Here is a 19,817-nt window from a genome sequence, read left to right on the forward strand (position 1 = left end):
GAGCAGGCTTTCTGGCCCTTCCATTTGCAACAGCCTGACGTAACAGGTGATTTGCCGAATCCCGCGAACGAACGCTATGGCAGCACCACTGAGCCGAAGCGAGACGATCATGACCCGACCAGCCATCCCCTTTATCGACCTGGCAACGCAGCAGAAGCGGATCCGGGCCAAAGTGGATGCCGCAGTGGCGCGGGTACTGGATCATGGCCAGTACATTCTGGGGCCGGAAGTGGCGCAGCTCGAAGCCGAGATGGCCGCCTTTTCAGGCGTCAAGCATGCGATTGCCTGTTCCAACGGCACCGACGCGCTGACACTCTGCCTGATGGCAAGGGGGGTCGGTCCGGGCGATGTGGTGCTGTGTCCAAGCTTCACCTTCGCCTCCACGGCGGAAGTTGTTGCCCAACTGGGTGCAACCCCCTTCTTTGTGGACATCGAGGAAGGCAGCTTCAACCTGTCGCCAGCCAGCCTGCGGGCTGCACTGGACCACGCACGCGAGATCGGAATGAAGGTCGTCGGCCTGATTTCGGTCGATCTGTTCGGACAGCCCGCTGACTACGATTCGCTTGAGCCAATCGTGGAAGAGGCCGGGATCTGGCTGCTGTGCGATGCCGCGCAAGGCTATGGCGGCGTCTACAAGAACCGCAAGGTAGGCACGATCGGCGACTTCACCACCACGAGCTTCTTTCCCGCCAAGCCGCTCGGCTGTTACGGCGATGGCGGCGCCATCTACACGAACGATGATGACACGGCCGCGCTGCTGCGCTCGCTCCTGTTTCATGGCAAGGGCAGCGATCGCTACGACAATGTGCGGATCGGGATGAACGGCCGGCTGGATACGATCCAGGCTGCGATCCTGATCGAGAAGCTGGCGCTGTTTCCAGAAGAGATCGTGTCCCGCAACGCGGTTGCCGATCGCTACGAAAACGGCCTTTCCAACGTGCTGACGACGCCGCGCATTGCGGAAGGGTCAACGTCGGTGTGGGCGCAGTATTGCGTCCGTGCGCCGGGGAAAAACCGCGGCGCGATCCTCGCCAAGCTGGCGGAAGCCGGAGTTCCTACCGCGGTGTATTATCCCAAGCCCCTGCACCAGCAGACGGCTTATCGCGACTTCCCGACGGCCCCGAACGGCTTGCCCATGAGCGAGGAAGTGGCACAGGACATTTTTGCCTTGCCCATGCATCCTTATTTGGACGCGTCTACCCAGGACTACATCATCGACCAGGTTGCGGAAGCTGTTCGTGCGGCCTGAGGACGGTGGCCTGATGGGGATTGCCCATCAATCGCCGTTGATCCGATGCAAAGGCCCGTGTATAGGCGCCGAAGTCGGCTGACGATCCGCGGCAAAGGCCGCGACTTTGGGGCGTAGCCAAGCGGTAAGGCAACGGTTTTTGGTACCGTCATTCCCTGGTTCGAATCCAGGCGCCCCAGCCAGATCCCACGCGAACAAAAAAGGCGACGAACCGGAGTTCGCCGCCCTTCGTTGAACAAGCGCCGAGGCGCTCGGCCTTACTTCGAATTGTCGAACAGAACGCTGCTGCCGCCAAAGGTGCTGCCGCTCGGCACGGTGGTGTTGCCGGTCTGGCTGCGACCTTCATAGGTCACGGCGTTGTTGTCCATGTCGGACATGCCGGTGCCGATCGACGCGGTCGAGCCGAAGTCGAGGCCGTCCTGTGCCTGGTAACTGTTGGTTGCCGTGTCGCGCGGACCAAAAGCTCCGCCCTGGTCGAACAGGCCGGCACCCTGCTGCAGATCGGTGGTGCTTTGTGCCGAAGCGACACCAGCGGTCATGGCGAGGGCGAGGGCGGCGATGGAAATGGACTTGATCATAATAGCTCCTTCAAATCGATGTTTCGATGCCCAAGCAACGGACGTCCGGGGAAGGAAGTTTCAAGCCGGCGAAGGAACGGTGTGTGCACAAATTGTGCGGTTGTAGCGCCGGGTGCTGGTTCCCATACGCGGGACATTATCCGGGACTTTTGCTTCCCGAGAAATTCGCGCAGCGCGTTGAAACCAAATGCCGATTGGCTTGTTGTTATCCCCGACGACCAACGACCAATTGTGAGGATTATCAAATGACTTTCAAGAAAATTGCTTTTGCAAGCACCATGGCTGTTCTTCTGGCCGGTGCTCCGATTTCCGCAGCTTTCGCCCAGGCAGACGGTGGCGGCTCGGCAGGTGGTGCAGCAGGCGGTGCGTCGGGTAGCGCAGGCGCCGGCAACGGCTCCTCCAACAGCGGTACCGGCGGCGGCGGCGCTCCGGGTAGCGGCACCTCCGATGCAGGCACCAGCGGCGGCGCAGCCGGCGGTGGCACTGTTGGCGGCGGCGGTGGCGCAGGCTCGGGCACGTCCGATGCCGGCAACACGGGTGCTGGCGCAGCGGCAAGCTCGACCGGAACGACCGACAACAACGCTTCGGGTAAGCAGAACCAGGGCAACTGCGTAGCCGGCACGGGTGCAGGCACCACGCAGGATTGCCAGGTCCCCGGCGGCACGCCTGCAACGGCCAACTAAGTTCGACGCCTGTCGAAACGACAAACCGGCACCTTCGGGTGCCGGTTTTTTCTTGCGCTCAATTCATCGCGTGCGTTCAGTTCACCATCGCTGCGAGCATCCAGATGCCCATCGCAATCATGGCGATGTTCTCCGTCAAGGAAACAAAGCCCAGCGGAACCTTGCTGTTGCCGCCAACACAGGCGCATTTCAGCGATCGCTTGTCGATATAAACGGCCTTGAAGACTGACCATGCACCGATGGAGCCGATGAAGATTGCCACCGGGGCGGAAAGCCAAGCCAGCGCGCCCGCAATCATCAGGACGCCCACCAACAGTTCTGCGAAGGGATAAACGGTCGCGTAAGGAACCCACCGCTTGGCAAGCAGGTCGTAGTTCAGGAACATCGTGCTGAAGCGTGACAGGTCCTGAAGCTTCAACATGGCCAGGATCGCGGTCGTGATGGCTAAGAACCAGCGCAAGGCGGTCGACGGTTCAATGGTCGCATTGGCCGCGTAAGATGCGGCGAGCGCGATCAGGGCGGAAACTACGAAAACCACGATCACCGGCCGATAACTGACTGCGTCCGGGTCCTGCACCGCCAAGCCAAGGAAGCGGCGGACATCATCATGGCCGCCAATACGCTGCCCATCCACAAAGGTCTGAGGCGTGGTCTTCACGTTGAGCTCCGCTTTCAGCGCGTCCGTTTCCGCACGGGTGCGAAGCGGTCGATCTTCCACCTCGAAGCCACGGCGCTTCAGGAGATCAATGGTCTTGAGGCCGAAAGGACAGGTGTGATCCGGCACGACCATCCGGTAAACCACTGCCTTTTTCTTTGAAACGGTACCATGCATGGCGAACCTCCGATGCTCTGCCACTCAGATCGGGATTGAAGGCCTGTCCTGCCAGCGTCAGGGGTGCAGGATAGTCTTGCAAAATCAGGATGCGAGCTCGTCGCGCCAAGGCGGGTTGGCACCCGCGCGAGACACTGTCACGGCTGCTGCACGATTGGCGAAGGCAAGTGCCCCGCGAACCTGGTCCCGCGAAAGCGAGGCAATGCCGCTCTTGGTAAGAAGGCCGTGGTCGGAAAGATAAGCCAGGATGCCGGCGTTTACGGTGTCACCGGCTCCCACCGTGTCCTTCACAAGAACGCGTTCACCTTCAACCAGCACATCGCCGTTTCGCGAGAAGCCGGCGATGCCCTTGGCGCCCATGGTGATCACCACCAGCTTCGGCCCCGCGTCGAGCCAGCGCCGGGCGATCTCCGCCGGCTCGCCTGTTTCGCCGAACCAGGCGAGGTCTTCATCGGAAAGCTTCACGATGTCAGCCATTTGCAGCATCCGCTTCATGCGTGCCAGATGCGTCTTCCGGTCCGGAATGAAGTCCTTGCGGATGTTGGGATCGAACATCATCACGCGCCCCGTGTGCTCGCGGCGCATCAGCGCCTCATAGGTCGAGCCGCAGGGTTCGGGAATCAGGCTGATGCAGGAGAAGTGCAGAGCGGCGACGTCCGGCGCAAGATCCGGGAGATCTGCTTCGGACAGCATGCGTCCTGCCGTGTTCTCGTCATAAAACATGTAGGAGGCTTGGCCGTTGGTGAGTTTCACAAAGGCAAGCGTGGTTGGGCGATCCGCGAAATGGATGTAGCGCGGATCAACGGTGCTGGCGACCAGTGCGTCACGCAGCTGCTGGCCAAAGACATCGGTCGACAATCCGGTGAAAAAGCCGGTCGGGGCGCCCAAACGACCGAGCGCGATGGCCGTGTTGAAGACAGCACCACCAACGAAGGGGACATAAGCCTCTTCGCCGTCGCCGGTTTTCCGCGGCAACATGTCGATCAAAGCTTCTCCACAGCAAACGATCATCTTTGCCTCCCCTAAAGTTGCGAGCTGCCGTTTAGCCGGATTGCCGGATGCTCGCCAGCACATCGAGCAGCTAGCGATCGCTGTGTAATCAGTTTTCAACCCTTCCGCTTAAGCGTGCATTGGAACCCGCCAGCCTATAAAAGGTCATTCGCGACCAGCGACCTGGACGAAGCCGCACGTTCTGGAGACGAGCAATGACGGAAATGATGACACCGCGCAAACATCCCGTAGCGCCGCTGCCGGAAGCCGGCACGCTGGCCGACGAAATCGTCAAGGCGCTGATGTTCAGGGTGGGCAAGAACCCGAGCGTGGCGACGGGATACGATTGGCTCAATGCCTCGATCAAGGTGGTGCGTGACCGGATCATCGCGCGCTGGATCGAGTCCACCCAACGGACCTATGAGGCAGGCGGCAAGCGCGTTTACTACCTGTCGCTCGAATTCCTGATCGGCCGCCTGATGCGCGACGCTTTTTCCAACATCGGCCTTATGGAAGAAATGCGCGACGCGCTTGCGTCGCTAGGCGTCGACATCGATGTGATCGCCGAACTCGAGCCGGACGCGGCACTCGGTAACGGCGGTTTGGGTCGTCTTGCGGCCTGCTTCATGGAGTCGATGGCCAGCGTTGATGTGCCGGCGCATGGCTATGGAATTCGCTATGTGCACGGTCTTTTCCGTCAGGAAATCCAGGATGGCGTTCAGGTCGAACTGCCGGAAACCTGGCTTGAACACGGCAATCCCTGGGAATTCGAGCGTCGGGAGCGCTCCTATGAAATCGGTTTCGGCGGCACGGTGGAAGCGACCACGGACAAGCTGGGTCGTGTGGAGCGGCACGTTTGGCGTCCGAGTGAACGGGTGCTTGCAACGGCCTACGACACGCCCGTGGTGGGTTGGCGCGGCAAGCGCGTGAACACGCTGCGCCTCTGGTCGGCCATGCCCATCGACCCGATTCTGCTCGACGCCTTCAACGCCGGCGACCACATCGGTGCCCTGCGGGAAAGCAACAAGGCGGAAGCGCTCACGCGCGTGCTTTACCCGGCCGACTCGCACCAAGCCGGGCAGGAACTGCGCCTCCGTCAGGAATACTTCTTCTCCGCCGCGTCGCTGCAGGACATCATCAATCGCCATCTTGGGGAATATGATGACCTCCGCTCCTTGCCGGACAAGGCGGCCATTCACCTGAACGACACGCACCCCGCCGTCGCGGTCGCCGAACTGATGCGCCTTCTCTGCGACGTTCACGGGTTTGGCTTCGACGAGGCCTGGGACGTCACGCGCCGCACCTTCGGCTACACCAACCACACGCTGCTGCCGGAAGCGCTGGAAAGCTGGCCGATCCACGTCTTCGAGCGGCTTTTGCCCCGCCACATGCAGATCGTCTACGCGATCAATGCAGAGCTTCTGCGCGAAGCGCGCGAGGGAGGTCTGAACGACAGCCAGATCCGCTCGATCTCCCTTATCGGGGAAGACGGCGAGCGACGCGTGAGGATGGGCAACCTGGCCTTTGCGGGGTCGCATTCCATCAACGGTGTGTCCGCGCTCCACACCGAGCTGATGAAGGAAACGGTGTTTGCCGACCTGCACCAGCTTTATCCCGCCCGTATCAACAACAAGACCAATGGCATCGCCCAGCGGCGTTGGCTGTTTCAATGCAATCCCGGCCTCACTGCGCTTGTGCGCGAGGTGATCGGCGACCGCTTCATGGACGACATCGACGCGCTGCGGGACCTCGAACGCCATGCCGAGGATGCAGCCTTCCGAGAGCGCTTTGCGGCGGTAAAGCGCGGCAACAAGGAGCGGCTCGCCCGCCTCGTCAGCGAGCGCATGGGGCTGTGGCTCGACCCATCGGCCTTGTTTGATATCCAGATCAAGCGCATCCACGAATACAAGCGGCAGCTCTTGAACATCGTGGAAGCGGTCGCGCTCTACGACCAGATCCGCTCGCATCCGGAACGTGACTGGGTTCCGCGCATCAAGTTCTTCGGCGGCAAGGCCGCGCCGAGCTATTTCAACGCCAAGCTGATCATCAAGCTCGCCAACGATGTTGCGCGCGTGATCAACAATGATCCGGCCGTGCGGGGTCTTCTGAAGGTGGTGTTCATCCCGAACTACAATGTCAGCCTGGCTGAGGTGATGATGCCTGCAGCCGACCTTTCGGAACAGATTTCCACGGCCGGCATGGAAGCATCGGGCACCGGCAACATGAAGCTGGCCCTCAACGGCGCGCTCACGATCGGCACGCTGGATGGGGCCAATGTCGAGATGAAGGACCAAGTCGGCGACGAGAACATCGTGATCTTCGGCCTGACGGCGCATGAGGTGGAAGAACGCCGCGCCGAGGGATACGACCCGCGCGCATTCATCGAAGCGAGCCCGGAACTGTCACAGGCGCTGTCCGCGATCAGGGGCGGCGTGTTTTCGCATGACCAGCCGGATCGCTACCGCGACCTCATCGACGGCATCTATGAGCGCGACTGGTTCATGGTGGCAGCCGATTTCGACGCCTATGCCGACGCCCAGCGCAGGGTCGACGCGCTGTGGACCGATCCGGCTGACTGGAACCGCAAGGCCATTCTGAATGCGGCGCGCATGGGCTGGTTTTCATCGGACCGCACCATCCGCCAATATGCAAACGAGATCTGGGACGTGCCCGCCTGAGCGCGACGTATCTTTGGACCGTCAAGCCCAAAGGAAGCGGCCCGCCTGGGGTGAGCCCGCGTGCGTCCCCCGCATGGGACCAAAGTCCACAAAATAGCTGCGGCGGCGCGACTTTGGTTGTATCGCCGCTAGCTATGTTAAGGCAAAGATCGCCTTGAAAGTGCAGTGGGAGGACGGGATGCCGGGCACAAGGGAGCAGCCGCTGGCGCGTGACGCCATGGCCTATGTTTTGGCTGGTGGTCGCGGCAGCCGCTTGAAAGAACTTACGGATCGCCGTGCCAAGCCGGCCGTGTATTTCGGCGGCAAGTCGCGCATCATCGACTTCGCGCTGTCCAACGCGCTGAATTCAGGTATCCGCCGCATCGGCGTGGCAACGCAATACAAGGCTCATTCCCTGATCCGGCACCTTCAAAGCGGCTGGAACTTCTTCCGGACTGAACGCAACGAAAGCTTCGATATCCTGCCGGCGAGCCAGCGCGTATCGGAGCACCAGTGGTATGAAGGCACGGCCGACGCCGTGTTTCAGAACGCCGACATCATCGAGGATTATGATCCCGAATACATGGTGATCCTGGCCGGCGATCACGTCTACAAGATGGACTACGAGCTGATGCTGCGCCAGCACGTCGACCAGAATGCCGATGTCACTGTCGGATGCCTGGAAGTGCCGCGGCTGGAGGCGACCGGCTTTGGCGTCATGCATGTCGACGCGCAGGACCGCATCATTTCGTTCGTGGAAAAGCCGAAGGACCCGCCGGGCATGCCCGACAACCCAGACATGGCGCTGGCGTCGATGGGCATCTACGTCTTCCGCACGCGCTTCCTGTTCGACCAGTTGCGCCGGGATGCGGTGACGGAAGGATCAAGCCGCGATTTCGGCAAGGACATCATTCCCTATATCGTCCAGCACGGCAAAGCCGTCGCGCACCGCTTTTCCACCTCCTGTGTGAAGTCGAGCTTCGAGGACAAGGCCTACTGGCGCGACGTGGGCACGATCGACGCCTATTGGGAAGCCAACACCGATCTCACGGACGTCGTGCCGGATCTCGATCTTTATGACCGGCAGTGGCCGATTTGGACCCATGCGGAAGTGCGCCCGCCGGCAAAGTTCGTGCATGACCAGGATGGTCGCCGCGGCTCGGCTGTCTCGTCTTTGGTATCGGGCGACTGCATCATCTCCGGCGCTTCCTTGCGCCGCAGCCTTCTGTTCAACGGGGTGCGCGTGAACTCCTTTTCCTCCCTGGAAGAGGCTGTTGTGCTTCCCGAATGCCTGATTGGACGCAATGCGACGCTGCGCAAGGTGGTGCTCGACCGTGGTGTGCGCATCCCCGAAGGGCTGTCCGTCGGCTTCGATCCCGTGCTGGATGAAAAGCGCTTCACCCGGTCCGAGGGTGGTGTCTGCTTGATCACGCAGGACATGATCGATCGGCTCGGTTGACTTGATGCGCATTCTGGCAGTTGCATCCGAGGCCTTTCCTCTCGTCAAGACCGGTGGACTGGCGGATGTCGCAGGCGCGCTTCCGCTGGCCCTCGAGCGCCATGGTGCCCACACCACAACGCTCCTGCCGGGCTTCCCGAAGGTCATGGCCCGCGCCCATTCGTCAGGCACGACCCACCAGGTCTGGTCCTGGAACGATTTCTACGGCGGATGGGCTGAACTGATCGGCGCGGAGGTCGCAGGCCTCGACCTGCTGATCCTGAACGCCCCGCATCTGTTTGATCGCCCAGGCGGCATCTATGGCAACGGTGCGGTGGACTGGCCAGACAACTGGCGCCGTTTCGCAGCTTTTTCGCGTGCTGGCGCGGATATCGCAGGCGGCATGCTCACCGGCTACAAGCCCGACCTCGTTCATGTCCATGACTGGCAGGCCGCGCTGACACTGGCCTACATGCGCTACGGTGCCGCGAATGATGTTGCGAGCGTGATCACCGTCCACAACCTGGCCTTCCAGGGGCAGTTTGGCGCAGACATCTTCGGCGAGCTTGGGCTGCCGGACGATGCCATGTCGATCCATGGCGTAGAATATTATGGCGGCGTCGGCTTCTTGAAGGCAGGTCTCAAGGCGGCATGGGCCATTACCACCGTCAGTCCCACTTACGCTCAGGAAATCTGCACGCCCGAAGGTGGGATGGGCCTCGACGGGTTGCTGAGCAGCCGGTCCAACGCACTCACCGGGATTGTCAACGGCATCGATCTTGAACAATGGGATCCCCGCACCGACCGGCATCTGCCGCAGCATTTTTCGGCCGACGACCTCGGCGCGCGGCGCGGCAATCGTCACGCGGTGGAACAGCGCTTCGCCTTGCATCGGGACGACAGCCTTCTTCTTTGCCTGGTCAGCCGGTTGACCTGGCAAAAGGGGATCGACGTCCTTGTGGATTGCCTGGATGAGATCGTGTCCATGGGTGCCAAGCTGGCGCTTCTGGGCAACGGAGATCCTTCCTTCGAAGCAGCTTTCCATGCGGCCGCAGGTCGGCATCCCGGACGCATCGGCGTGGTCACCGGGTATGACGAGGCGCTGTCGCACCAAATCACGGCAGGCGCCGACGCCATTCTCGTGCCGTCGCGTTTCGAGCCTTGCGGACTGACGCAACTGCACGGTCTGCGCTACGGCTGTTTGCCGATCGTTACCCGCACCGGCGGCCTTGCCGACACGATCATCGATGCAAACGAAGCGGCGCTGACCGCAGGTGTCGCGACCGGCTTTCAGTTCCAGCCGCTGGCGCACCAGCCCTTGATCAATGCGGTGCGTCGCGCGCTTCATGTGCATCGCGAGCCAGCCGATTGGCAGGGGATGCAGGTGCAGGCGATGCGCTCCGACGTGTCTTGGGATCACAGCGCCAAGTGCTACATCGATGTTTATCGCTCGCTTCTTCGAGGAACACACGGATGAAGACCGTATCCACCACGCCATTCGAGGACCAGAAGCCGGGCACGTCGGGCCTGCGCAAGAAGGTGCCCGTGTTCCAGCAGCCGAACTATGTCGAGAACTTCATCCAGTCCGTCTTCGACAGCCTGGAAGATTTTACCGGGCAGACCCTGGTGATCGGCGGCGATGGGCGCTTCTACAACCGCGAGGTGATCCAGAAGGCCATCAAGATGGCGGCGGCCAACGGCTTCGGTCGCCTACTGGTGGGGCAGGGCGGCATCCTGTCGACACCCGCCGCGTCCAACGTGATCCGCAAGAACAGGGCGTTTGGCGGTCTGATCCTTTCCGCCAGTCACAACCCTGGAGGCCCCAACGAAGACTTCGGTATCAAGTACAACATCGGCAATGGCGGTCCGGCACCGGAAAAGGTGACCGAAGCGATCTATGCCCGCACCAGGGTGATCGACAGCTACAAGATCTGCGAAACGCCGGACGTCGATCTCGATAGGATCGGCCGCGTCGAAGTGGGCGGCATGGATGTCGAGGTGATCGACCCCGTGGCTGACTATGCGGCGCTGATGGAAGAGCTGTTTGACTTCAGGGCGATCAAGGCGATGATCGCCGGCGGGTTCAGCCTTACCTTCGATGCCATGCACGCGGTGACAGGGCCCTATGCCCAGGAGATCCTGGAGCGCCGCCTTGGTGCGCCGGCAGGCAGCGTGAGGAATTTCGTGCCGCTGGAAGATTTCGGCGGCCATCACCCCGATCCGAACCTCGTCCATGCCCGCGAACTTTACGAGCTGATGATGTCGGCCGAAGCGCCGGACTTCGGCGCGGCGTCCGATGGCGATGGCGACCGCAACCTCATCATCGGCCGCGGCATCTTCGTGACACCGTCCGACTCCCTCGCGATGCTTGCCGCCAACGCGCATCTGGCGCCGGCCTATGCGAGCGGCCTGAAGGGGATCGCCCGCTCCATGCCCACCAGCCGGGCTGCCGATCGGGTGGCGGAAAAGCTCGGCGTGGAACTCTACGAAACGCCGACCGGCTGGAAGTTCTTTGGCAACCTGCTTGATGCCGGCATGGTCACCATCTGCGGGGAAGAAAGTGCCGGCACCGGCTCCGACCACGTGCGCGAAAAGGACGGGTTGTGGGCCGTTCTGTTGTGGCTGAACATTCTCGCCAAGCGGGGCGAAAGCGTGCAGGCGATCGCCGAAGGGCATTGGAAGGAGTTTGGCCGCAACTATTACGCGCGCCACGATTATGAAGACGTTGCAAGCGACGCTGCCAACAGCCTGATCACGGAACTCCGGGAAAAGCTCGACCGCTTGGCAGGAACATCATCTAAGGGGCTGGTGATCACCACGGCCGACGACTTTTCCTACCTCGACCCGGTGGATGGCTCCACCAGCGCCAATCAGGGCATCCGGATCCTGTTCGAAGGAGGATCGCGCATCGTTTACCGCTTGTCGGGAACCGGCACCTCCGGCGCGACGCTGCGCGTGTATATCGAGCGCTTCGAGCCTGATGCCGCGAAGCATGACGTCGCCACGGGCGAGGCCTTGGCCGATCTCATCGCAGCGGCGGATGAGATCGCCGGCATCCGGGCCAAAACCGGTCGTGACAAGCCGAGCGTAATCACCTGAGCACGCGGCACGCACAACTCGGCGCCAAGCCGGACGCCTCCGGAACTCACTTCGCTGTGTGGTCGAGCGCGGCCGAGCGGATCTGGGTTTCGCTGTTCGACGCAACCGGCGAGCGCGAAACGGCACGCCATGAACTCTCGCGTGGCGCCCACGAGGTGTTTGCCTTGCACCTGCCGGGTGTGAGCGAGGGCGCCCGCTATGGATTTCGCGCAGAAGGCGCTTACGAGCCGGACCGTGGCTTGTGGTTTGATCCGAACAAGCTTCTGACGGATCCTTATGCGCTAACGCTTGACCGCCCCTTCACCTATGATCCGCGGCTCGGAGCGCCGCGGGAGGCTGCCATCGACACGGCGCCGCTGATGCCCAAATGCGTGGTGACACGGCTGCCGGCCGCTTTGCCCGCGCAGCCGCCGCTCTTTCAGCCCGGCGGCCTGATCTACGAGTTGAACGTCCGCGCCTTTACCATGCGCCATCCCGGCGTTGCGAAAGATAAGCAGGGTACGATCGCAGCGCTGGCCGAGCCCGTAGTAATCGAATACCTCCAGAAGCTTGGCGTGTCTGCGGTGGAACTCATGCCGATCACGGCCTGGATCGATGAGCGGCACCTCCCGACACTCGGGCTGCGTAACGCCTGGGGCTATAATCCCGTCAACTATCTTGCACTTGATCCGCGCCTCGCTCCCGGTGGCCAATCCGAGTTGCGCGATGCGGTGGCGGCGTTGAAGCGCGCGGGGATCGGCACGATCCTTGATGTCGTGTTCAACCACACCGGTGAAAGCGATCAGTGGGGGCCGACCCTGTCCTTGCGGGGACTGGATGCCCGAAGCTATTTCCGCCACGCCCCGGATGGAACGCTGGTGAACGACACGGGCACCGGCAACACGCTCGCTTGCGACCATCCGGCAGCGCAGCACCTGATCCTGGATGCGCTTCGGCATTTTGTTCTTCAATCCGGCATTGAGGGATTCCGGTTCGACCTCGCCCCCATTTTGGGTCGCGACAAGAATGGCTTTTCCGCCAAATCTGCTTTGCTCCAAAGCTTACGCAGCGACCCCGTTGTGGGCAGCCGCACCCTGATCGCCGAGCCCTGGGACATCGGCGCCGGAGGGTATCAGCTGGGCAACTTCCGGGCACCCTTTCTCGAGTGGAACGACCGCTACCGTGACGATGTGCGCCGCTTCTGGCGTGGCGATGGGGGGCTGGGCGCCCTGGCAACGCGTCTCGCTGGGTCTTCCGACATTTTCGGGCGAAGCGGCGAGGATGAGACGCGCAGCATAAACTTCCTCGCCTCACACGATGGCATGGCGCTCGCCGATGTCACCGCTTACTGCGAAAAGCACAACGCGGCCAACGGCGAAGACAACCGCGACGGCCACAACGAGAACCTGTCATGGAACCATGGCGTGGAGGGACCAAGCGGAAACGCGGCCGTTCTCCGAGCCCGGCGGGCTGATCTCAAAGCGATGCTGGGCACGCTGTTTGCCTCCGTGGGCACGATCATGCTGACGGCTGGAGACGAGTTCGGCCGGACGCAGAAGGGCAACAACAACGCCTACGCCCAAGACAACGACACGACCTGGCTGGACTGGGAAAGCGCCGATGCTGACCTGCTGGGTCATGCCAGTGCGCTGTCGCAGTTGCGGAAAAGGCACCCGGTGCTCGGGCATGCGCGCCTGCTGACGTCCAAGGATGTTCAATGGCTGTCTCCCACGGGCGAAGCCCTGAGCGCGCTTGAATGGGAAGAGCCGGACAGCCGCAAGCTTGCGATGGTGCTGACTTGCGAAGGAGAGCGGCTCGCCGTGCTTGTGAATGGCGGCCACAGGGCGAGCCTGTTCCGCCTTCCCGAAGTGAGTGGTGTGCGGTGGCGAACACTGGACGGTGAGTGCCGCGAGGATCATCTGGTGGAATCCCCGCCGCGTAGCGTCGTATTCGCGATCGAGGAACCGGTAGGCGAGTTGCTGAACGAAGATCGCCCTTGAAGCTTCCTCGTGAGCAGGTTTCGTGTCGCAGACCCAAAACTCACGGACGGGAGATTAACCTCGCTTACTGAATGTTAACCAAACCCGTTCATTGTCTCTTAGCTATAAGGGTTGGTGTACACCTTCCCACCGGATGACAAGCATCGCAGGCGACAGGGTCGCGCGATGGAGGGGATCGATCGATGACCAGCATCATGACCAATGCGTCTGCAATGACGGCGCTGCAGTCTCTGCAGGCAACGAACAAGGCGCTGGAAAGCACGCAAAGCCGGATTTCGACAGGTTACCGCGTAGCAAGCGCCGCAGATAACGCTGCCTACTGGTCGATCGCAACCACGATGCGGTCCGACAACAAGGCGTTGTCCACCGTTCAGGATGCCTTGGGCCTCGGCGCAGCCAAGGTCGATACCGCCTACACTGGCATGAACTCGGCCATCGAAGTCGTGGACGAAATCAAGAAGAAGCTGGTGGCGGCGCGGGAAGGCGGCGTCGACAAGGCCAAGATCCAGGCTGAAATCTCAACTCTCCAGGAACAGCTCAAAAGCAACGCTGCGGCCGCATCGTTCTCGGGAGAAAACTGGCTGGCCGTGAAGTCGGACGACGGCAACTACAGCGCAACCAAGGAAATCGTGTCGTCCTTCACCCGTTCGGCTTCCAGCGTTTCGGTCGGCACCATCGACATCGACCTGTCGAGCGTTGTTCTCTTCGACGCCGCAGTAAACACCGCCACCGGTGGCATCGGAATACTGGACGCGCATTATACGGGAGCAGTGACCGGTACGCCGCCAACGATCGGCGGCGTAAGGGAGGCGGATCAGTCCACACCCGGGACCGGCGCTTTCACTGTGACGACCCTTGACATTGGTGCGCTGACCAACAGCGCGTTCGACATCGCCAAGATCGACAGCTTCATTATAGGCGTAGATGATACGATCACGCGCATGACCAATGCAGCGTCAGATCTTGGCGCCGCAAAAAAGCGCGTCGACCTCCAAAAGGATTTCGTCAAGAACCTGATGGACACGATTGAACGCGGCATCGGAAATCTGGTGGATGCCGACATGAACCAGGAGTCGACGCGGTTGCAGGCGTTGCAGGTCCAGCAGCAGCTGGGCATCCAGGCTCTGTCGATCGCCAACTCCAGCGCTCAGGGCGTTCTGTCCCTCTTCCGCTCGTAAGCGGCAGCGGCTAAACGGGCGGCGCAGCCTGCGCCGCCACCATCCTGACGCGTGGCGCGACCGACCGCACCGACAGGAGAAACATGCGCGTCCTCGTCACCGGAAGCGCCGGCTTTATCGGCTTTCATGTGGTTCAACGGCTGCTCGCGCGCGGTGATGCGGTGGTTGGTGTTGATTCGCTCAATGCCTACTACGACGTCGCCTTGAAAGAGGCGCGCCTGGCAGAAAGCCGCAAGCTCGCGGAGCGCCTCGGCGCAGACTTCACCTTCGTTCATGCCAACATTGCCGACGGAGCAGCGTTCCACGCCTGCTTCGACGCTGCGCGTCCTGATCGGGTGATCCATCTGGCAGCACAGGCGGGCGTTCGCTATTCCAGCGAAAACCCGCTGGCCTACGTTGAAAGCAACGTCACTGGCTTCACCAACGTGCTGGAAGCCTGCCGCCACGCCCAGGTGGCGCATCTCACCTTTGCTTCAAGCAGCAGCGTTTACGGCGCCAACACGACGATGCCCTTTTCTGAGCATCACCATGTCGACCATCCGCTGCAGTTTTACGCCGCAACCAAGCGCGCCGGCGAACTGATGGCTCATGCCTACAGCCACCTTTACCGCCTGCCGGTGACGGGGCTGCGCTTTTTTACGGTCTATGGCCCGTGGGGCCGGCCGGACATGGCGCCCATGATCTTCACCAGGAGCATCATGGAAGGCACGCCGATCCGCTTGTTCAACCGTGGCAATCACGCGCGCGACTTCACCTATATCGACGATATCGTGGAAGGCGTGGTGCGGGCGAGCGACGACATCGCAACGCCCGATGCAAACTGGTTGCCGAGCGTGCCCGATCCTGCGAGCAGCGATGCGCCGTTTCGCATCTTCAACATCGGCAACAACGACTCGGTGCAGTTGATCGACTTTCTGGCAGCGATCGAAGACGCGCTTGGCCGCAAGGCTGTGACTGTTCCCGTGGATGCACAACCCGGCGACGTCCTGGAAACCTTCGCAGATGTGTCGGAGCTCGAGACCCGCCTGGGCTATCGCCCGAAGGTGTCCGTGCGCGAAGGTGTCCGCCGCTTTGTCGATTGGTACCGAGCCTTCTACGCCGTTTGACCGACATCCTCCGCCGCCACAAATTGGCCGGTGCGGCGCTTGCACATGTTTGGGGGCAAAGCTATAAGCCCGCGTCTGGTCGCGGAGTGTAGCGCAGCCTGGTAGCGCACCTCGTTCGGGACGAGGGGGTCGCAGGTTCGAATCCTGCCACTCCGACCAGCCAGATCGGGCCCCAGCGGCATCAACGCCCTGCCTGGCCAGGCGCGATGCCCATCCTGCAAAGAATCCCCGTCACTGATCTGCGCTGAGGGCCTTTCGTCATCTATTCGATGCACCCTCCTTGGCGGCGAGTTGCTCCGCCAATTCTTCTCGACTGGCTGTTCCATGGAAGATCCGCCCTTGCGCATCCTGCGTCCCTCTTAAGCTCGAGGCGGGCAAAGCAAGCGCGTGGTGGGTTGCATGGGAGCAAAACCGCCACTGCGCGCGTTGGGGATCACGAGAACAAGAGGAGAGGGATCGAAGTGGGCATTGCAACAAAGCTGCAGATGGCTGCGCTGATGGTGGGAGCGTCGCTCCTGGTTGGCAATATGGCTCGGGCTCAGGCGTTCGACGCGGAGGCGATCGAAGCCGCTACTTTCGAGCGCTGGAAACAACGGGAGGCCGGCAAGGCGGTGCTCGAGGTCGACCAGCGATCCGGCGAAGTGGAAGCCGCAGAAGGATCCCAATCGAGCTCGGAGGAGGGCGACAGCGCAACGGTTTCTGTTCCAGGTCAATCCGACACCGTCGTGGAAACACCTGAAGCGTCCACAGATGTTCCCGATGAGGCGGCCGCGCAGGTGCAAGCAGATCCGTCCATCAAGGAAGAAGCCGAGGAAGCCAGCAGTGAATCGGCTGAGGGTCCCGATCCCTTCCTGGTGCGGGTGCAGGTGCTTCTTGACCGTGCCTATACCTCGCCGGGTGTGATCGACGGGCTGATGGGTGAAAATACGCGCAAGGCGATCGAGGCCTACCAGCGTATCAAGGACATGGACGTCACCGGCGAGATCACGGCCGAGCTTTGGAGCAGCCTTTCGCAAGATGAGGCGAGCCCGGTTCAAACCTACAAGCTGACCGAGGACGACATCAACGGCCGCTATGTCGATGAAGTTCCTGATGATTACGCGAAGCTCGCCGAGCTCGACTGGATCGGGTACCACGATGTGACGGAGATGCTCGCCGAGCGCTTCCACATGGACCAGGATCTCCTCAAGCTGCTGAACCCGAACACTGATTTTACCGCCGCCGGCACGGAGATCGCCGTTGTGGCGCCCGGCGGGGTTCCGGAAAAGCAAGTCACGCGCATCGAAATCGACAAGGAGAAGGGCGAGTTGCGCGCTTTCGGAGACGGCGACAAGCCGGTCTTCGTTGCACCGGCCACCATTGGCTCGGAAGACACCCCCTCTCCATCCGGAACGATGAAAGTGCTCGCGGCGGTGGAGGACCCGACCTACACCTATAATCCCGAAGAAAACTTCCAGCAGGGCGACAACAAGGAAAAGCTCGAGATCGCTCCGGGCCCGAACGGCCCCGTGGGCAACGTCTGGATCGACCTATCCAAGCCGACCTATGGCATCCACGGCACGCCTGAGCCGGCCATGATCGACAAAAGCGCAAGCCATGGCTGCGTCCGGCTGACAAACTGGGATGCCGGCCGACTGGCAGACCTCGTGAAGCCGGAGGAAACCAGCGTGGAGTTCCTCGAAGAGTGAGGCCCCGGCGCGTGTGATTCAGCCGAAACGCTTAGCCAGGTGAAGACCTGTTGTGTCGCGCCAAAACTGCGGCATACTGGTTCAGTCGTTCAAGGGAGGAACTGGAATGACAACGAGCCCGGAACTTTTGTCTGAAATCAACCACTACGTCGACGACGCGGCAGCCCACGGTCAGTTGCTCATTCCGGTCAAGGAATGCGCAGCGGCCCTTGCGCCGCGTTTTTCCGAGAAGCCGCTGGTGAAGATCGAGGAAAAGATCCGCGACCGGATCCGTGCAAAGGATCTTTACCCGGTCGGCTGAAAGCGCGGTCTAGCGAGGGGAACATTTTTCTCGTCCGTTCCCCTCCTTTAGACGCTCTTTTCTGCTGCGCGTTGCGCCGCGCGCAGCCCTGCCTCTCATTGTGGCAACGGAACCGGTAATGTCCTGGCAGTGATCAAGACCAGGATAGTTTTCATGCGGCTCTTCATTCTCGGCGCGGCGTTTGCGACGCTCCTTTCCAGCTCGGCCTTCGCGCAAGCGCCCGACAAGATCCTCAACTCGTCTTATGACATCGCTCGCGAGCTTTTTGCAAAGGTGAACGAGGCCTATGTCTCGGCAAACCCGGGCAAGACCATCGACCAATCCCACGCTGGTTCGTCCAAGCAGGCGCGCGCGATTCTGGAAGGGCTTGATGCCGACGTGGTGACCTATAACCAGGTTACGGACGTGAATGCCCTCGTGAAGGGCGGGGCGGTATCGGAAGATTGGCAGAGCGAATTCGCCAACAACGCTTCGCCATACTACTCGCTGCCAGCCTTTCTTGTGCGTGAAGGCAACCCGAAGAACATCAAGGACTGGGGTGATCTGGTCCGGGACGATGTGAAGGTCGTGTTCCCGAACCCGAAGACATCCGGCAACGCGCGCTACACTTATCTTGCCGCGACCGCTTACGCCAAAGAGAAGTTCAATAATGACCCCGAGCAGGTGAAGGAATTCGTCGGCAAGCTGTTCGACAATGTTCCGGTGTTCGACACAGGCGGCCGTGCCGCCACAACCACCTTCGTGGAGCGTCAGATCGGTGACGTGCTGATCACCTTTGAGGCCGAAACGCGCGGCATCGCCAAGGAATTTGGCGAAGATAAGTATGATGTTGTTGTACCGGCCATGAGCATCCTTGCCGAATTTCCGGTGGCAATCGTCGACCGGGTCGTCGACAAGCGTGGCTCGCGCGAATTCGCCAAATCCTATCTCGACTTCCTGTATTCGGAAGAAGGCCAACGCATCATTGCCGAGCATGGCAACCGGGTGAACAATGAAGCGGTCGCGGCAGAGTTCGAAAGCCAGTTCCCGGAAGTTCGCCTGGTGCGGGTAGAAGACGTGTTCGGCGGCTGGGACAAGATCCAGGAAGAGCACTTCGCGTCCGGGGCGCTGCTGGACGAGATCTACGGTCAACGCTAACTGCCTGACTTGAGACCGGAAGGCCGGTATGCGCAGGCGCATGCCGGCCTCTCTTTGTGAACGAAAAGGATTGCTCCACTTGAAACGCCGTGTCCTGCCGGGTCTGCCATTGGCGCTCGGGATCACGCTTCTTTATGTCGGCTTCATCGTGGCGCTTCCGCTGGGCGCCCTGATCTACAAGGCGGGCACGCTTGGGCTGGAGGACTACTGGCGCATTGTTTCTTCGGAACGCGCGGTGGCGAGTTACCGTGTCACGGCGGGGTCAGCGGCGATAGCAACGGCGTTCAACCTCGTTTTCGGCATGGCCTTGGCCTGGGTGCTGGTACGCTACCAATTTCCCGGCAAGCGGCTGGTGGATGCCATTGTAGATCTGCCTTTCGCTTTGCCCACGGCGGTTGCGGGTATCGCGCTGACGACCCTGTTTGCGGCCAATGGCTGGCTCGGTTCCCCGCTGGCCTCAATCGGCATTCCGGTGGCTTACACGCCGCTCGGCATTGTGGTGGCGATGGCGTTCACCAGCCTTCCCTTCATCGTGCGCACGGTGCAGCCGGTGCTGGAAGACCTCGACCCGGCGCTAGAAGAAGCGGGTCAGTCGCTCGGCGGTTCAGACTGGACCATCTTTCGTCAGGTGATGCTTCCATTGCTCGCCCCCGCGTTGATGGCGGGTGTTTCGCTGTCGTTTGCCCGCAGCCTGGGTGAGTTCGGCGCGATCATCTTCATTGCAGGCAACCAGCCGATGTCGACGGAAATCACTGCCTTGCTCGCCTTCATCCGCCTCGAAGAATATGACTATCAGGCCGCTGCGGCGATTGCCTCGGTACTGCTGATCACTGCCTTCGTGATGCTTGCCGTCACCAATTTCCTGCAGGCGCGCGCCTTGCGCTACACGCAAAGGTCCTGAG

At 61.4% G+C, this 19,817-nt stretch carries 16 protein-coding genes and 2 tRNA genes; 15 read left to right on the top strand and 3 right to left on the bottom strand.

Features of this window, described 5'->3' with window-relative positions:
* Positions 1–109: 109 nt before the first annotated feature.
* Both J5Y06_RS09225 and J5Y06_RS09230 read left to right on the top strand, forming a co-directional pair.
* Positions 110–1,249, top strand: a complete 1,140-nt coding sequence (locus J5Y06_RS09225) for a DegT/DnrJ/EryC1/StrS family aminotransferase (RefSeq protein WP_209334840.1) — start codon at positions 110–112, stop codon at positions 1,247–1,249.
* Between the two features lie 107 nt (positions 1,250–1,356).
* Positions 1,357–1,431: transfer RNA gene (locus J5Y06_RS09230), tRNA-Gln, on the top strand.
* Positions 1,432–1,506: 75 nt separating this feature from the next.
* On the opposite strand, the gene J5Y06_RS09235 is transcribed toward J5Y06_RS09230, so the two are convergent.
* A complete protein-coding gene (locus J5Y06_RS09235) occupies positions 1,507–1,827 on the bottom strand; it encodes a hypothetical protein (RefSeq protein WP_209334841.1) in 321 nt (106 codons plus the stop codon).
* Between the two features lie 245 nt (positions 1,828–2,072).
* Here J5Y06_RS09235 and J5Y06_RS09240 point away from each other — a divergent pair, with 245 nt between their 5' ends.
* Entirely contained in the window at positions 2,073–2,510 is a 438-nt protein-coding gene (locus J5Y06_RS09240; protein WP_209334842.1) for a hypothetical protein, read from the top strand.
* 76 nt (positions 2,511–2,586) lie between these two features.
* Here the strand turns inward: J5Y06_RS09240 and J5Y06_RS09245 are convergent, their stop codons facing one another.
* Both J5Y06_RS09245 and J5Y06_RS09250 read right to left on the bottom strand, forming a co-directional pair.
* Positions 2,587–3,342: a MauE/DoxX family redox-associated membrane protein gene (locus J5Y06_RS09245; RefSeq protein ID WP_209334843.1), complete on the bottom strand. Its 756-nt coding sequence runs from the start codon at positions 3,340–3,342 to the stop codon at positions 2,587–2,589.
* 84 nt (positions 3,343–3,426) lie between these two features.
* Positions 3,427–4,353 (bottom strand): carbohydrate kinase family protein, encoded by a 927-nt coding sequence (locus J5Y06_RS09250; protein WP_209334844.1) that lies wholly within the window; start codon positions 4,351–4,353, stop codon positions 3,427–3,429.
* A 194-nt stretch (positions 4,354–4,547) separates the two neighbouring features.
* Between J5Y06_RS09250 and J5Y06_RS09255 the strand changes: the two genes are divergently transcribed.
* From J5Y06_RS09255 to cysT, 12 genes are all read left to right on the top strand, one after another.
* Entirely contained in the window at positions 4,548–7,010 is a 2,463-nt protein-coding gene (locus tag J5Y06_RS09255; protein ID WP_209334845.1) for a glycogen/starch/alpha-glucan phosphorylase, read from the top strand.
* A 178-nt stretch (positions 7,011–7,188) separates the two neighbouring features.
* Positions 7,189–8,448: a glucose-1-phosphate adenylyltransferase gene (glgC, locus tag J5Y06_RS09260; RefSeq protein WP_209334846.1), complete on the top strand. Its 1,260-nt coding sequence runs from the start codon at positions 7,189–7,191 to the stop codon at positions 8,446–8,448.
* 4 nt (positions 8,449–8,452) lie between these two features.
* Positions 8,453–9,904: a glycogen synthase GlgA gene (gene glgA, locus J5Y06_RS09265; protein ID WP_209334847.1), complete on the top strand. Its 1,452-nt coding sequence runs from the start codon at positions 8,453–8,455 to the stop codon at positions 9,902–9,904.
* Positions 9,901–11,526, top strand: a complete 1,626-nt coding sequence (locus J5Y06_RS09270; RefSeq protein ID WP_209334848.1) for an alpha-D-glucose phosphate-specific phosphoglucomutase — start codon at positions 9,901–9,903, stop codon at positions 11,524–11,526. The genes glgA and J5Y06_RS09270 overlap by 4 nt, the downstream gene beginning before the upstream one ends.
* Positions 11,523–13,505 (top strand): glycogen debranching protein GlgX, encoded by a 1,983-nt coding sequence (gene glgX, locus J5Y06_RS09275; RefSeq protein ID WP_209335112.1) that lies wholly within the window; start codon positions 11,523–11,525, stop codon positions 13,503–13,505. The genes J5Y06_RS09270 and glgX overlap by 4 nt, the downstream gene beginning before the upstream one ends.
* Before the next feature lie 182 nt (positions 13,506–13,687).
* On the top strand, positions 13,688–14,683 hold the full coding sequence (locus tag J5Y06_RS09280; protein WP_209334849.1) for a flagellin N-terminal helical domain-containing protein: 996 nt from the start codon (positions 13,688–13,690) through the stop codon (positions 14,681–14,683).
* Between the two features lie 83 nt (positions 14,684–14,766).
* The gene (locus J5Y06_RS09285) at positions 14,767–15,789 is read left to right on the top strand and encodes an NAD-dependent epimerase (RefSeq protein WP_209334850.1); all 1,023 of its coding nucleotides are present in this window, start codon (positions 14,767–14,769) and stop codon (positions 15,787–15,789) included.
* A gap of 82 nt (positions 15,790–15,871) precedes the next feature.
* Positions 15,872–15,948: transfer RNA gene (locus J5Y06_RS09290), tRNA-Pro, on the top strand.
* A gap of 302 nt (positions 15,949–16,250) precedes the next feature.
* On the top strand, positions 16,251–17,477 hold the full coding sequence (locus J5Y06_RS09295) for a L,D-transpeptidase family protein (protein WP_342453398.1): 1,227 nt from the start codon (positions 16,251–16,253) through the stop codon (positions 17,475–17,477).
* A 106-nt stretch (positions 17,478–17,583) separates the two neighbouring features.
* Entirely contained in the window at positions 17,584–17,778 is a 195-nt protein-coding gene (locus tag J5Y06_RS09300) for a hypothetical protein (RefSeq protein WP_209334851.1), read from the top strand.
* A gap of 153 nt (positions 17,779–17,931) precedes the next feature.
* Positions 17,932–18,915 carry a thiosulfate ABC transporter substrate-binding protein CysP gene (gene cysP, locus J5Y06_RS09305; RefSeq protein ID WP_209334852.1) on the top strand — a complete coding sequence of 328 codons (984 nt, stop codon included), beginning with the start codon at positions 17,932–17,934 and terminating at the stop codon, positions 18,913–18,915.
* 79 nt (positions 18,916–18,994) lie between these two features.
* Positions 18,995–19,816 carry a sulfate ABC transporter permease subunit CysT gene (gene cysT, locus J5Y06_RS09310; RefSeq protein WP_245247712.1) on the top strand — a complete coding sequence of 274 codons (822 nt, stop codon included), beginning with the start codon at positions 18,995–18,997 and terminating at the stop codon, positions 19,814–19,816.
* Position 19,817: the final 1 nt, after the last annotated feature.

Source organism: Tianweitania sediminis, from assembly GCF_017813335.1.
GTDB lineage: Bacteria > Pseudomonadota > Alphaproteobacteria > Rhizobiales > Rhizobiaceae > Tianweitania > Tianweitania sediminis.

Excerpts from the sequence above, each read along its gene's own strand:
- J5Y06_RS09225 (WP_209334840.1), top strand. The coding sequence starts at position 110 with ATGACCCGACCAGCCATCCCCTTTATCGACCTGGCAACGCAGCAGAAG.
- J5Y06_RS09235 (WP_209334841.1), bottom strand. The coding sequence starts at position 1,827 with ATGATCAAGTCCATTTCCATCGCCGCCCTCGCCCTCGCCATGACCGCT.
- J5Y06_RS09240 (WP_209334842.1), top strand. The coding sequence starts at position 2,073 with ATGACTTTCAAGAAAATTGCTTTTGCAAGCACCATGGCTGTTCTTCTG.
- J5Y06_RS09245 (WP_209334843.1), bottom strand. The coding sequence starts at position 3,342 with ATGCATGGTACCGTTTCAAAGAAAAAGGCAGTGGTTTACCGGATGGTC.
- J5Y06_RS09250 (WP_209334844.1), bottom strand. The coding sequence starts at position 4,353 with ATGATCGTTTGCTGTGGAGAAGCTTTGATCGACATGTTGCCGCGGAAA.
- J5Y06_RS09255 (WP_209334845.1), top strand. The coding sequence starts at position 4,548 with ATGACGGAAATGATGACACCGCGCAAACATCCCGTAGCGCCGCTGCCG.
- glgC (WP_209334846.1), top strand. The coding sequence starts at position 7,189 with ATGCCGGGCACAAGGGAGCAGCCGCTGGCGCGTGACGCCATGGCCTAT.
- glgA (WP_209334847.1), top strand. The coding sequence starts at position 8,453 with ATGCGCATTCTGGCAGTTGCATCCGAGGCCTTTCCTCTCGTCAAGACC.
- J5Y06_RS09270 (WP_209334848.1), top strand. The coding sequence starts at position 9,901 with ATGAAGACCGTATCCACCACGCCATTCGAGGACCAGAAGCCGGGCACG.
- J5Y06_RS09280 (WP_209334849.1), top strand. The coding sequence starts at position 13,688 with ATGACCAGCATCATGACCAATGCGTCTGCAATGACGGCGCTGCAGTCT.
- J5Y06_RS09285 (WP_209334850.1), top strand. The coding sequence starts at position 14,767 with ATGCGCGTCCTCGTCACCGGAAGCGCCGGCTTTATCGGCTTTCATGTG.
- J5Y06_RS09300 (WP_209334851.1), top strand. The coding sequence starts at position 17,584 with ATGACAACGAGCCCGGAACTTTTGTCTGAAATCAACCACTACGTCGAC.
- cysP (WP_209334852.1), top strand. The coding sequence starts at position 17,932 with ATGCGGCTCTTCATTCTCGGCGCGGCGTTTGCGACGCTCCTTTCCAGC.